At 57.1% G+C, this 13,835-nt stretch carries 9 protein-coding genes, 2 tRNA genes and 3 rRNA genes; 10 read left to right on the top strand and 4 right to left on the bottom strand.

Going from position 1 to position 13,835, the window contains the following annotated elements; genetic code table 11:
• The first annotated feature begins 107 nt into the window (after nt 1-107).
• The 4 genes from JFU57_RS30740 (at nt 108) to JFU57_RS30725 (ending at nt 4,339) form a co-directional block, all read left to right on the top strand.
• Entirely contained in the window at nt 108-377 is a 270-nt protein-coding gene (locus JFU57_RS30740; protein WP_078470593.1) for a hypothetical protein, read from the top strand.
• A 101-nt stretch (nt 378-478) separates the two neighbouring features.
• Nucleotides 479-1,093 (top strand): LysE family translocator, encoded by a 615-nt coding sequence (locus JFU57_RS30735; RefSeq protein WP_078470592.1) that lies wholly within the window; start codon nt 479-481, stop codon nt 1,091-1,093.
• A 209-nt stretch (nt 1,094-1,302) separates the two neighbouring features.
• Nucleotides 1,303-2,472, top strand: coding sequence for a cysteine desulfurase family protein (locus tag JFU57_RS30730; RefSeq protein ID WP_201131850.1), 1,170 nt, complete (start codon nt 1,303-1,305; stop codon nt 2,470-2,472).
• 58 nt (nt 2,473-2,530) lie between these two features.
• Entirely contained in the window at nt 2,531-4,339 is a 1,809-nt protein-coding gene (locus tag JFU57_RS30725; protein WP_201131849.1) for an aminopeptidase P family protein, read from the top strand.
• Nucleotides 4,340-4,389: 50 nt separating this feature from the next.
• On the opposite strand, the gene JFU57_RS30720 is transcribed toward JFU57_RS30725, so the two are convergent.
• Both JFU57_RS30720 and JFU57_RS30715 read right to left on the bottom strand, forming a co-directional pair.
• Nucleotides 4,390-4,980, bottom strand: coding sequence for a 2-hydroxychromene-2-carboxylate isomerase (locus JFU57_RS30720; RefSeq protein WP_201131848.1), 591 nt, complete (start codon nt 4,978-4,980; stop codon nt 4,390-4,392).
• A gap of 38 nt (nt 4,981-5,018) precedes the next feature.
• The gene (locus tag JFU57_RS30715) at nt 5,019-5,759 is read right to left on the bottom strand and encodes an SDR family oxidoreductase (RefSeq protein ID WP_078470588.1); all 741 of its coding nucleotides are present in this window, start codon (nt 5,757-5,759) and stop codon (nt 5,019-5,021) included.
• A 93-nt stretch (nt 5,760-5,852) separates the two neighbouring features.
• On the opposite strand from JFU57_RS30715, the gene JFU57_RS30710 reads away from it, so the two are divergent.
• Nucleotides 5,853-6,416 (top strand): TetR/AcrR family transcriptional regulator, encoded by a 564-nt coding sequence (locus JFU57_RS30710; protein ID WP_078470587.1) that lies wholly within the window; start codon nt 5,853-5,855, stop codon nt 6,414-6,416.
• Nucleotides 6,417-6,427: 11 nt separating this feature from the next.
• On the opposite strand, the gene JFU57_RS30705 is transcribed toward JFU57_RS30710, so the two are convergent.
• Both JFU57_RS30705 and rhtA read right to left on the bottom strand, forming a co-directional pair.
• The gene (locus JFU57_RS30705) at nt 6,428-6,709 is read right to left on the bottom strand and encodes a hypothetical protein (RefSeq protein ID WP_020297800.1); all 282 of its coding nucleotides are present in this window, start codon (nt 6,707-6,709) and stop codon (nt 6,428-6,430) included.
• Between the two features lie 179 nt (nt 6,710-6,888).
• Nucleotides 6,889-7,776, bottom strand: a complete 888-nt coding sequence (gene rhtA, locus JFU57_RS30700) for a threonine/homoserine exporter RhtA (RefSeq protein ID WP_078470586.1) — start codon at nt 7,774-7,776, stop codon at nt 6,889-6,891.
• 690 nt (nt 7,777-8,466) lie between these two features.
• On the opposite strand from rhtA, the gene JFU57_RS30695 reads away from it, so the two are divergent.
• From JFU57_RS30695 to rrf, 5 genes are all read left to right on the top strand, one after another.
• Nucleotides 8,467-10,005, top strand: a 16S ribosomal RNA gene (locus tag JFU57_RS30695).
• 81 nt (nt 10,006-10,086) lie between these two features.
• Nucleotides 10,087-10,163: transfer RNA gene (locus JFU57_RS30690), tRNA-Ile, on the top strand.
• Between the two features lie 30 nt (nt 10,164-10,193).
• Nucleotides 10,194-10,269 (top strand) — tRNA-Ala (locus JFU57_RS30685).
• A 244-nt stretch (nt 10,270-10,513) separates the two neighbouring features.
• A 23S ribosomal RNA gene (locus JFU57_RS30680) occupies nt 10,514-13,405 on the top strand.
• 154 nt (nt 13,406-13,559) lie between these two features.
• Nucleotides 13,560-13,675, top strand: a 5S ribosomal RNA gene (gene rrf, locus JFU57_RS30675).
• The 16S, 23S and 5S rRNA genes sit together here with 2 tRNA genes alongside, the layout of an rRNA operon.
• Nucleotides 13,676-13,835 lie beyond the last annotated feature (160 nt).

Below are 13,835 nucleotides of genomic sequence, written 5' to 3'. Positions count from 1 at the left end.
GGTACACAAACAGTCGATAGCGACTATCGAGGCTGTTGATTTTTCTCTCCCGGGAGGCGGGAGTAGCCTGTGTTCATTGTCCGCAACCCGATTTCCAGGAACCCGCCATGAACCGTCTTCCCGCCCTTTTACTGTTGCTCGCCGCCACTGTTCTTGCCGGTTGCGCCAGCCCTTCCACCCCCGAATTGCGGCCCTACACGGCTGAAGAAAGCCGCGAACTGGCCCTGGAGGCGCTGAGCCGTCGCAGCTTGTCGTTCGATGAGTACCAGCAGAAAAAAGCCCAGTTGCTGGGCCTGCCGCAAAAGGTCCCGGGTTTTGACAAGCAGGGTGAGATGAGCGCCGAGCGTGGGCTCAATCTGCACGGGCGGGCCAGCTGAGGCGTCTGTACTGCTCGAAGTTTTCTTCAACTGTCCGTGGGTTTCGCGCCTGGGCTCGAATAAGGTCAATGCCTGACTGACCTGCCCCAAGGACTTGCCCCATGACTCTCTCCCCGGACCTGCTGCTGGCGTTTGCCTTGTTTGCGCTGGTCACCTCCATCACCCCCGGACCGAACAACACCATGCTCCTGGCGTCAGGGGTCAACTTCGGTTTCAACCGTTCGATCCCCCATATTCTCGGCATCAGCTGCGGCTTCTTCGTGCTCGTATTAGCGGTCGGCCTGGGGCTGGGCGCGGTGTTCGAGGCGTACCCGGTGCTGTACAGCGTGTTGCGTTATGTCGGCGCGGCCTATTTGTTGTACCTGGCGTGGAAGATCGCCCGTTCCGGGCCAATGTCCGAGACCGAGCAAGGCCAGGGCAAACCCATCAGTTACTGGGGCGCCGCGGCGTTTCAATGGGTCAACCCCAAGGCCTGGGTGATGGCCGTCGGTGCCATCAGCACCTACACCCCCTTGCAGGGCTATTTCACCAATGTGCTGGTGATCTCGGCGGTATTTGCCTTGATCAATGCACCGACCGTCAGCCTGTGGGCGGCCTGCGGCAGCCTGTTGCGCAATGTGCTGCGTAACCCGCGCTGGTTGCGGCTGTTCAATCTGGGCATGGCGGCCCTGCTGGTGATTTCCCTGTACCCGTTGCTGCTCGAAAGCGTTGGCTGAACCGCTTCAACCCGGCGCCAGTAGCCTGTTAAGCTGATTTCAGGAGCGTTCCTACGCACTTTTAAACGAAGTTGTTTTTCTTTAACTGCATTCGATCGGCTGTTGCCGGGCTGTCCTGCCGTTGTCGCGTGGCCTTCGAGCCTGCGCTGTGAGCGGCAACGGGACGCCCCGCGGCCTGATCCTGGAATAGTCTCTGTGGGTTTTTTGCCATGAATAAACGTCCTCTTTATTTCGACTACGCCGCCACCACGCCGGTGGATGAGCGAGTCATCCAGGTGCTGGTGGAGTGTCTGGGGTTTGCCGGCAACTTCGGCAATCCGGCGTCCAGCTCCCACGCGTTCGGCCAACAGGCACGACGCAGTGTCGAACTGGCGCGCCAGCAGGTCGCGCAACTGGTGGGTGCAAGCGCCGAGCAGATTGTCTGGACCTCCGGCGCCACCGAGTCCAACAACCTGGCGCTCAAGGGTGTGGCCCAGGCACGCGGGGTGCCCGGCGGGCACATCATCACCAGTCAGATCGAACACAAGGCGATTCTCGATACCGCCAAACAACTGCAGGAAGCCGGCATTGCCGTGACGTACCTGGTGCCGGATGCCGAAGGGCTGATCAGCGCTCAGGCCGTGAGCGAGGCGCTGCGTGACGACACCTTTCTGGTGTCGCTGATGCTGGTCAACAACGAGCTGGGCACGGTCAACGACATTCCTGCCATCGGCCAGCTGGTGCGGGAGCGCGGTGCGTTGCTGCATGTGGACGCGGCGCAGGGCGCGGGCAAGGTGGCCATCGATCTGGCGCAATGGCCGGTGGACCTGATGTCGTTTTCCGCACACAAGATCTACGGCCCCAAAGGCATCGGCGCGCTGTATGTCGGCCCGCGCGCGCAACAGCGTTTGCAGGCGCAGATTCACGGCGGCGGCCACGAGGGCGGCTTGCGTTCCGGCACCCTGGCCACCCACCAGATTGCCGCGATGGGCGCCGCCTTTGCCCTGGCCGCCGAACACTTTGAGCAGGAAGCCGCGACCATCGCCGATCTGCGCGCGCGCCTGCTCGAACAACTGGCCGATATTCCAGGTTTGCGGCTCAATGGCAGCGCCACGCAGCGTATTCCCCATACCCTGAGCCTGACCTTTAACGAAGGCGCGTTCGATGGCGCAGCCTTGAGCGCGTCCATGGCGTTTTCCGCGACCTCGGCCTGCAATTCGGCGAGCAATGCGCCGTCCCATGTGCTGCTGGCACTGGGGCATGACGCACGGTCCGCCGGCCGCACCATCCGCCTGAGCCTGGGGCGTTTCACCACTGAGCAAGACATCGATCAGGCCGCACAGTTGATCAAGGCCGCCGTGGCCAGTGCGCCTGCGTTCTGGGCGGTGGCCCAACCCTGAAGAGGGCGCGGGCTTCAACCTTCTATAACAATGATCCAAACGGTTAGCAGGAGAGACAATGAGTACGCAGCCTTTGACCCATGGAACGGTTCCCCAGCGCCTGGCGCGCACCCGCGAACTGATGCGCCGCGAGGGCATCCACGGATTGCTGGTGCCATCGGCCGACCCGCACCTGTCGGAATACCTGCCGGGCTACTGGCAGGGCCGGCAATGGTTGTCGGGGTTTCATGGCTCGGTCGGGACCCTGATCGTGACGGCGGACTTCGCAGGAGTCTGGGCGGATAGCCGGTACTGGGAACAGGCGACCAAGGAACTCAAAGGCAGTGGTATCGAACTGGTCAAGTTGCTGCCGGGGCAACCCGGGCCCCTGGACTGGCTGGCCGAGCACACGCCCGAAGGCGCGGTGGTGGCGGTGGACGGCGCGGTGATGGCCGTGGCGTCGGCCCGCACCCTGGGTGACAAGCTGGAGCAACGGGGCGCGCGCTTGCGCACCGATATCGACCTGCTGGAGCAGGTCTGGAGCGATCGCCCGGCCTTGCCGAATCAGCCGATCTATCAACACTTGCCACCCGAAGCCACGGTCAGCCGTGTCGAAAAGCTGGCCAAGTTGCGGGAAACCCTGAAGGCGCGTGGGGCGGACTGGCACTTCATTGCCACCCTCGATGACATCGCCTGGCTGTTCAACCTGCGCGGCGCCGATGTGTCGTTCAACCCGGTGTTTGTCTCCTTTGCCCTGATCAGCCAAGAGCAGGCCACCTTGTTTGTGGCCCTGGGCAAGGTCGACCCGGCACTGCGCGCGGTACTTGAGCGGGACGGTGTGAACCTGCGCGATTACAGCGAAGTGGCCGCCGCCTTGAGCGCGGTGCCTGCGGGGGCCAGTGTGCAGATCGACCCGGCGCGGGTGACCGCCGGTTTGTTGGGCAACCTGGACGGCGCGGTGACCCTGATCGAAGGCCTGAACCCGACGACCCTGGCCAAGTCGCAAAAGAGCCTGGCCGACGCCGAACATATTCGCCAGGCCATGGAACAGGACGGTGCCGCGCTCTGCGAGTTCTTCGCCTGGCTCGACAGTGCCCTGGGCCAGGAGCGCATCACCGAGCTGAGCATCGACGAACACCTCACCGCAGCCCGTACTCGGCGCCCGGGTTATGTTTCGCTGAGCTTCAATACCATCGCCGCATTCAACGCCAACGGCGCGATGCCCCATTACCACGCCACGCCCGAGGAACACGCGCTGATCGAGGGTGATGGGCTGTTGTTGATCGACTCCGGTGGCCAATACCTGGGCGGCACTACCGATATCACGCGCATGGTGCCGATCGGCACCCCGAGCGCCGAGCAGAAAGCTGATTGCACCCGGGTGCTCAAGGGCGTCATCGCGCTGTCTCGGGCGCAGTTTCCCCGGGGCATTCTCTCGCCCTTGCTGGACGCCATCGCCCGTGCGCCGATCTGGGCTGAAGGCGTGGACTACGGTCATGGCACCGGCCACGGCGTGGGCTACTTCCTCAACGTCCATGAGGGCCCGCAGGTCATTGCCTACCAGGCCGTGCCGGCACCGCACACGGCGATGCAGCCGGGGATGATCACGTCCATCGAACCGGGCACCTATCGGCCCGGCCGCTGGGGCGTGCGTATCGAAAACCTGGTGTTGAATCGTGAAGCAGGCAGTACCGAGTTCGGTGAGTTCTTAAGGTTTGAAACCCTGACCCTGTGCCCGATCGACACCCGTTGCCTGCAACCTTCGTTGTTGACCCAGGACGAGCGTGATTGGCTCAACGCCTACCACGCCGAAGTTCGCCAGCGTCTGAGCCCGTTGCTGCAAGGCGCGGCACTGGCCTGGCTGGAGACCCGCACCGCGGCGATCTGATTGCCGATTGCGCCGTCTGCCCCTGGCAGGCGGCGCAGGGCGTGGGGAGATCAGCTCAGGGCTTCGCGCACGAAGTCCAGACGATCCTGGCCGAAGAACAGCTGATTATCGACAAACATGCTCGGCGCCCCGAATACGCCGCGCTGCAGGGCGTGCTCGGTTTTGTCTTTGAGGGCCGTCTTGACCTCTTCATCCTCGCACAGCGCGAGAATTTCCCGAGGGTCGAAGCCGCCCTGGCTCAGGGTGGCAGCTACCACTGCCGGATCATTGAGGTTCAGTTGGTCGACCCACAGCGCGCGGAACAGGCAATCGACAAACTCCCCGAAGCGTTCAGGGTGGCGTAATTGGACGCCGGTCACTGCGCGCATCAGTTGCAGGGTGTTGATCGGGAAGTGCGGGTTGAAGTTGAGCGTCACCTGGTAGCGTCTGGCGTAGCGTGCAAGGTCTTGCAGCATGTAGCGACCTTTGGCGGGAATGGTCACGGGTGAGGCATTGCCGGTGGTCTTGAACACGCCTCCGAGCAACATCGGTTGGTAAATCAGCTGGCTGCCGGTTTCGGCGCAGATCTTGGGCAACTGGGTGTAGGCCAGGTAAGACGTGGGGCTGCCCAGGTCGAAGAAGAACTCGACGCTTTTGCTCATGGAGGGTACTCCCTGATTGTTGTTATTGAGGGGGGGGGTTACCAGCGCTCGTTCCACGGCCGCAGGTCGAGCTCGAAAGTCCAGGCGTCCCGGGGCTGGCTGTGCAGGTACCAGTAGTTGTCGGCGATGTGCTCGGGATTGAGGATGCCGTCCTGATCCTTGAGCGCGTATTTTTCCGGAAAGTTGCTGCGAATAAAGTCGGTATCGATGGCACCGTCGACCACTACGTGCGCGACGTGGATATTCAACGGGCCCAGCTCCCGCGCCATGCTTTGTGCCAGCGCGCGAATACCGTGCTTGGCTCCGGCGAACGCGGCGAAACCGGCGGCGCCCCTTAGGCCGGCAGTGGCGCCGGTGAACAGGATGGTCCCTCGCTGGCGAGTGACCATGCGCTTGGCGACTTCCCGTCCATTGAGGAAGCCGGAGAAACAGGCCATTTCCCAGATCTTGAAGTACTTGCGTGCCGTCTCTTCAAGAATGCTGCACGGCACATTGGCGCCGATATTGAAGACGAAAGCTTCGATCGGGCCGACCTGGGTTTCGATGTGCTCGATCAACGCGACCACGTCTTCTTCCTTGCGTGCATCGCAAGCGAACCCATGGGCCTCGCCGCCTGCTTGCTGGATGGACTCGACCAGCGGCTGCAGTTTGTCGGCGCTGCGTCGTGTGACACAGGCGACGTACCCTTCTGCGGCGAAGCGCCTGGCGATGGCGCCGCCGGTGGCATCGCCAGCCCCAACGACCAATACGACTTTCTTGTTATCAATGATTGCAGTCATGGTGGGATCACTCATTAGTAAACGATCGTTAACTAAACGAACGTTATGCTACGATTCGCGACGCGTCAAGACGAGAAATCAGCGAGGCAGACCATGCGCTATTCAGCCAGTCACAAGCAGGAAACCCGGGAGCGGCTGCTGCAAAGCAGCGCGGTGTCGGCCAAGAAGGAAGGCTTTTCCAGTGTTGGTGTGGATGGGTTGATGAAGGCTATCGGACTCAGTGGCGGTGCTTTCTATAGCCACTTCTCGTCCAAGGACGAACTGTTCGCCACGATCGTCGAGCGTGAACTGAGCCATAGCCTTGAGCGGCTGGGTGGGGAGGGTGAGCAAAGTCAGGCCAGGTTGCGCCGTTGCCTCAAGCAATACCTGAGCATGAGTCATGTCGAACAACCGGAGGCTGGGTGCGCGTTACCGACATTGGGTGCGGAAATTTCCCGGGCATCGGTGGAGGTGCGTCAGCAGGCGCAGGACTGGATTTGCCGATTGCAACAATGCTGGGCCCAGACCCTGGGCGATGAAGCCCTGGCCTGGTCGATCCTGTCGCAGTGCGTGGGTGCACTGGTAGTGGCGAGAATGCTGGTCAGCCCGGACATGCAGCGCCAGGTGCTGAAGTCGAACCATGACCGGATCGTCAGCCAGCTAAGCGAACCCACCTGAGGCGCGTGCGCTTACTTGCAGATGACGATCATGCTGCGGCTGGTGTAGCCGGCGGGGTTCAGCCCGAACGGGTAGTCACCGGGTTCTTCAGTACCGTCACCCGACTTGGCGATCACCCTATAGCCTTTGGGGCCGCAGGAGTCGGTAGCGCGGGTGTAGCATTTGTCCCAGGAAGAGGACAGCCCTGAACAGTTGATATGCAGCCCCTTTTTGCCACGCTTGACCTCGGTCTTCGCGGTCGCGGCGCAGCCTGCAATAGCAAGTACAGCCAACAGTATCAAAAATCGTTTCATTCCCGTCCTTAATGCCGGCCTCGAGTCTGGTGCTCGAGTGTGACTGCAGTGAGCCTGCATTGACCGCTGCTTTAGCGTTTGCGATATCCCTGTCCGAAAAGTCCGTGGTTGACGCTCCATTAGCCGGCTAAACATCGCTTAATTGAGCGCTAAATACCAGAGCTAGATCGCAGATAGAATCAATCCGCTGCGACCATGGGTTTGGATTCGCTGCGCATGGTCATGGTCGCTCCGACCGAGGCCAGGATAATGCAGGCGATCGCGAGCCATTGCGCCAGAGACAGGTATTCATGCAGGAACAGCAAGCCGGACAAGGCGCCGAAGGCTGGTTCGATGCTCATTAATGTGCCGAAGGTGCGGGCGGGCAGTCGGGTCAGGGCGACCATCTCCAGGGTGTAGGGCAGGGCGGTGGACAAGATTGCCACGCCGAGTGCAACCGTGATCAGGGCTGGTGTCAGCAAAGCCGCGCCCGCATGGACAATGCCGACCGGGGCCACCACCACGGCGGCGATCATTACGCCGAGGGCTGCTGTCTGAATGCCGTTATCGGCCCCGGCCTTTTGCCCGAACAATATATAGAGCGCCCAGCACACGCCTGCGCCCAGGGCATAGGCTGCGCCGACCAGATCGATGCTGGCACTGGTCTCGCCAATGGGCACCAGCAGCAGTAGCCCGATGATCGCCAGGCCTATCCACAAGAAGTCGACTGCACGCCGTGAAGCATAAATAGCCACCGCCAGCGGGCCGGTGAACTCCAGGGCCACGGCAATACCCAGAGGCACGCTTCTGAGGGACATATAGAAGAGGAGGTTCATGCCGCCCAGCGCCACGCCATACACCAGCACCGTGCGCAATGACTTTGCGGTGAGCTTGGCGCGCCAGGGGCGCAGGAGCAGCAACATGATCACGCTGGCGAAAATCAGCCGCAGGGTGGTGGTGCCCTGGGCTCCAACCACGGGAAACATGCTCTTGGCCAGGGAGGCGCCGGATTGGATCGAAGCCATGGCGATTAGAAGCAGGCCAACCGGGAACAGGGTTGCACCGAGGCTGCGGGGTTGATCGTTCATTTCAGGATGTATCCGAACTAGTCAGGCGGGAGCACATCATGCTCAAGTCGTCCGGGTTGCGCAATATATTGCTCAAGGTGTTTCTTTCCTTCTATATAGAAGGGCGATTGGCGGGTATTTCCAGGTTATTGATAGTAAATACAAATTAGGGGTTGACGGCAGATTCTGGAAGTCTATAATTCGCCCCACTTCCGGCGCAGTCGAAACGGAAAACTCCTTGGTAAACAAAGAGTTACGCGGTTTTCGACAGCGAGTTGCTTCAGATCATCGAAGCCCAGAAGGAGTTGATAGAGCGGTGTTGTTTGGCTCTATTAACGGTTCGATCTTCTCGGTCGAAAGCGGTGAAAAGAAGGTGTTGACAACAGCGAGTAACGCTGTAGAATTCGCCTCCCGCTAACGAGAGATCGGAAGCGCAAGTGGTTGAAGTTGTTGAAGAAATCTTCGAAAACTTCTGAAAATAATCACTTGACAGCAAATGAGGCTGCTGTAGAATGCGCGCCTCGGTTGAGACGAAAGATCTTAACCAACCGCTCTTTAACAACTGAATCAAGCAATTCGTGTGGGTGCTTGTGGAGTCAGACTGATAGTCAAAAAGATTATCAGCATCACAAGTTACTCCGCGAGAAATCAAAGATGTAACCAACGATTGCTGAGCCAAGTTTAGGGTTTCTTAAAAACCCAAAGATGTTTGAACTGAAGAGTTTGATCATGGCTCAGATTGAACGCTGGCGGCAGGCCTAACACATGCAAGTCGAGCGGCAGCACGGGTACTTGTACCTGGTGGCGAGCGGCGGACGGGTGAGTAATGCCTAGGAATCTGCCTGGTAGTGGGGGATAACGTTCGGAAACGGACGCTAATACCGCATACGTCCTACGGGAGAAAGCAGGGGACCTTCGGGCCTTGCGCTATCAGATGAGCCTAGGTCGGATTAGCTAGTTGGTGAGGTAATGGCTCACCAAGGCTACGATCCGTAACTGGTCTGAGAGGATGATCAGTCACACTGGAACTGAGACACGGTCCAGACTCCTACGGGAGGCAGCAGTGGGGAATATTGGACAATGGGCGAAAGCCTGATCCAGCCATGCCGCGTGTGTGAAGAAGGTCTTCGGATTGTAAAGCACTTTAAGTTGGGAGGAAGGGCAGTTACCTAATACGTGATTGTTTTGACGTTACCGACAGAATAAGCACCGGCTAACTCTGTGCCAGCAGCCGCGGTAATACAGAGGGTGCAAGCGTTAATCGGAATTACTGGGCGTAAAGCGCGCGTAGGTGGTTTGTTAAGTTGAATGTGAAATCCCCGGGCTCAACCTGGGAACTGCATCCAAAACTGGCAAGCTAGAGTATGGTAGAGGGTGGTGGAATTTCCTGTGTAGCGGTGAAATGCGTAGATATAGGAAGGAACACCAGTGGCGAAGGCGACCACCTGGACTGATACTGACACTGAGGTGCGAAAGCGTGGGGAGCAAACAGGATTAGATACCCTGGTAGTCCACGCCGTAAACGATGTCAACTAGCCGTTGGGAGCCTTGAGCTCTTAGTGGCGCAGCTAACGCATTAAGTTGACCGCCTGGGGAGTACGGCCGCAAGGTTAAAACTCAAATGAATTGACGGGGGCCCGCACAAGCGGTGGAGCATGTGGTTTAATTCGAAGCAACGCGAAGAACCTTACCAGGCCTTGACATCCAATGAACTTTCTAGAGATAGATTGGTGCCTTCGGGAACATTGAGACAGGTGCTGCATGGCTGTCGTCAGCTCGTGTCGTGAGATGTTGGGTTAAGTCCCGTAACGAGCGCAACCCTTGTCCTTAGTTACCAGCACGTAATGGTGGGCACTCTAAGGAGACTGCCGGTGACAAACCGGAGGAAGGTGGGGATGACGTCAAGTCATCATGGCCCTTACGGCCTGGGCTACACACGTGCTACAATGGTCGGTACAGAGGGTTGCCAAGCCGCGAGGTGGAGCTAATCCCACAAAACCGATCGTAGTCCGGATCGCAGTCTGCAACTCGACTGCGTGAAGTCGGAATCGCTAGTAATCGCGAATCAGAATGTCGCGGTGAATACGTTCCCGGGCCTTGTACACACCGCCCGTCACACCATGGGAGTGGGTTGCACCAGAAGTAGCTAGTCTAACCTTCGGGAGGACGGTTACCACGGTGTGATTCATGACTGGGGTGAAGTCGTAACAAGGTAGCCGTAGGGGAACCTGCGGCTGGATCACCTCCTTAATCGACGACATCAGCTGCTCCATAAGCACCCACACGAATTGCTTGATTCATTGAAGAAGACGATAGAAACAGCCCGAAATTGGGTCTGTAGCTCAGTTGGTTAGAGCGCACCCCTGATAAGGGTGAGGTCGGCAGTTCGAATCTGCCCAGACCCACCAATTTTGTGTGGGAAAAGCCTGTAGCGATACGGGGCCATAGCTCAGCTGGGAGAGCGCCTGCCTTGCACGCAGGAGGTCAACGGTTCGATCCCGTTTGGCTCCACCACTTACTGCTTAACGCTGTTTCTGTGATAAAGCTTAGAAATGAGCATTCCATCGAGTTGATGGTGAATGTTGATTTCTAGTCTTTGACTAGATCGTTCTTTAAAAATTTGGGTATGTGATAGAAAGATAGACTGAGCGTTACTTTCACTGGTAACGGATCAGGCTAAGGTAAAATTTGTGAGTTTAATCGCGAATTTTCGGCGAATGTCGTCTTCACAGTATAACCAGATTGCTTGGGGTTATATGGTCAAGTGAAGAAGCGCATACGGTGGATGCCTTGGCAGTCAGAGGCGATGAAAGACGTGGTAGCCTGCGAAAAGCTTCGGGGAGTCGGCAAACAGACTTTGATCCGGAGATGTCTGAATGGGGGAACCCACCTAACATAAGTTAGGTATCTTGTACTGAATACATAGGTGCAAGAAGCGAACCAGGGGAACTGAAACATCTAAGTACCCTGAGGAAAAGAAATCAACCGAGATTCCCTTAGTAGTGGCGAGCGAACGGGGACTAGCCCTTAAGTGGCTTTGAGATTAGCGGAACGCTCTGGAAAGTGCGGCCATAGTGGGTGATAGCCCTGTACGCGAAAATCTCTTAGTCATGAAATCGAGTAGGACGGAGCACGAGAAACTTTGTCTGAATATGGGGGGACCATCCTCCAAGGCTAAATACTACTGACTGACCGATAGTGAACTAGTACCGTGAGGGAAAGGCGAAAAGAACCCCGGAGAGGGGAGTGAAATAGATCCTGAAACCGTATGCGTACAAGCAGTGGGAGCAGACTTTGTTCTGTGACTGCGTACCTTTTGTATAATGGGTCAGCGACTTATTTTCAGTGGCGAGCTTAACCGAATAGGGGAGGCGTAGCGAAAGCGAGTCTTAATAGGGCGTCTAGTCGCTGGGAATAGACCCGAAACCGGGCGATCTATCCATGGGCAGGTTGAAGGTTGGGTAACACTAACTGGAGGACCGAACCGACTACCGTTGAAAAGTTAGCGGATGACCTGTGGATCGGAGTGAAAGGCTAATCAAGCTCGGAGATAGCTGGTTCTCCTCGAAAGCTATTTAGGTAGCGCCTCATGTATCACTGTAGGGGGTAGAGCACTGTTTCGGCTAGGGGGTCATCCCGACTTACCAAACCGATGCAAACTCCGAATACCTACAAGTGCCGAGCATGGGAGACACACGGCGGGTGCTAACGTCCGTCGTGAAAAGGGAAACAACCCAGACCGTCAGCTAAGGTCCCAAAGTTATGGTTAAGTGGGAAACGATGTGGGAAGGCTTAGACAGCTAGGAGGTTGGCTTAGAAGCAGCCACCCTTTAAAGAAAGCGTAATAGCTCACTAGTCGAGTCGGCCTGCGCGGAAGATGTAACGGGGCTCAAACCATACACCGAAGCTACGGGTATCACGTAAGTGATGCGGTAGAGGAGCGTTCTGTAAGCCTGTGAAGGTGAGTTGAGAAGCTTGCTGGAGGTATCAGAAGTGCGAATGCTGACATGAGTAACGACAATGGGTGTGAAAAACACCCACGCCGAAAGACCAAGGTTTCCTGCGCAACGTTAATCGACGCAGGGTTAGTCGGTCCCTAAGGCGAGGCTGAAAAGCGTAGTCGATGGAAAACAGGTTAATATTCCTGTACTTCTAGTTATTGCGATGGAGGGACGGAGAAGGCTAGGCCAGCTTGGCGTTGGTTGTCCAAGTTTAAGGTGGTAGGCTGGAATCTTAGGTAAATCCGGGATTCTAAGGCCGAGAGCTGATGACGAGTTACCTTTTAGGTGACGAAGTGGTTGATGCCATGCTTCCAAGAAAAGCTTCTAAGCTTCAGATAACTAGGAACCGTACCCCAAACCGACACAGGTGGTTGGGTAGAGAATACCAAGGCGCTTGAGAGAACTCGGGTGAAGGAACTAGGCAAAATGGCACCGTAACTTCGGGAGAAGGTGCGCCGGTGAGGGTGAAGGACTTGCTCCGTAAGCTCATGCCGGTCGAAGATACCAGGCCGCTGCGACTGTTTATTAAAAACACAGCACTCTGCAAACACGAAAGTGGACGTATAGGGTGTGACGCCTGCCCGGTGCCGGAAGGTTAATTGATGGGGTTAGCTAACGCGAAGCTCTTGATCGAAGCCCCGGTAAACGGCGGCCGTAACTATAACGGTCCTAAGGTAGCGAAATTCCTTGTCGGGTAAGTTCCGACCTGCACGAATGGCGTAACGATGGCGGCGCTGTCTCCACCCGAGACTCAGTGAAATTGAAATCGCTGTGAAGATGCAGTGTATCCGCGGCTAGACGGAAAGACCCCGTGAACCTTTACTATAGCTTTGCACTGGACTTTGAATTTGCTTGTGTAGGATAGGTGGGAGGCTTTGAAGCGTGGACGCCAGTCTGCGTGGAGCCAACCTTGAAATACCACCCTGGCAACTTTGAGGTTCTAACTCAGGTCCGTTATCCGGATCGAGGACAGTGTATGGTGGGTAGTTTGACTGGGGCGGTCTCCTCCTAAAGAGTAACGGAGGAGTACGAAGGTGCGCTCAGACCGGTCGGAAATCGGTCGTAGAGTATAAAGGCAAAAGCGCGCTTGACTGCGAGACAGACACGTCGAGCAGGTACGAAAGTAGGTCTTAGTGATCCGGTGGTTCTGTATGGAAGGGCCATCGCTCAACGGATAAAAGGTACTCCGGGGATAACAGGCTGATACCGCCCAAGAGTTCATATCGACGGCGGTGTTTGGCACCTCGATGTCGGCTCATCACATCCTGGGGCTGAAGCCGGTCCCAAGGGTATGGCTGTTCGCCATTTAAAGTGGTACGCGAGCTGGGTTTAGAACGTCGTGAGACAGTTCGGTCCCTATCTGCCGTGGACGTTTGAGATTTGAGAGGGGCTGCTCCTAGTACGAGAGGACCGGAGTGGACGAACCTCTGGTGTTCCGGTTGTCACGCCAGTGGCATTGCCGGGTAGCTATGTTCGGAAAAGATAACCGCTGAAAGCATCTAAGCGGGAAACTTGCCTCAAGATGAGATCTCACTGGAACCTTGAGTTCCCTGAAGGGCCGTCGAAGACTACGACGTTGATAGGTTGGGTGTGTAAGCGCTGTGAGGCGTTGAGCTAACCAATACTAATTGCCCGTGAGGCTTGACCATATAACACCCAAGCAATCTCGTAACTTCGAAAGAAGAACCTGATTGCGGTGTGTGAAGACGAAACGAACCGAAAGTTCGAGAGAAACACACAAATCTATTACATACCCAATTTGCTGAAGCGAGGCCATCTGGTCACGACTCAGTACCCGAATTTCTTGACGACCATAGAGCATTGGAACCACCTGATCCCATCCCGAACTCAGCAGTGAAACGATGCATCGCCGATGGTAGTGTGGGGTTTCCCCATGTGAGAGTAGGTCATCGTCAAGATTAAATTCCAGAACCCCTGATTGCTAACGCAATCAGGGGTTTTGTTTTTGCGCGCAGGAAAGCCAAGGCTGTTCGGGGACGACCTTGCAGGCACCTTGTTCGGCTCCCGCTTGCCGCTATCCACTTGAAGCTTGTCGCTGTGCCATCTGCCATTGATCAG

Source organism: Pseudomonas sp. TH07 (assembly GCF_016651285.1).
Classification (GTDB): domain Bacteria; phylum Pseudomonadota; class Gammaproteobacteria; order Pseudomonadales; family Pseudomonadaceae; genus Aquipseudomonas.
The sequence above is the reverse complement of the archived record's forward strand: the minus strand, read 5'-3'. Positions and strand labels throughout refer to the sequence as shown.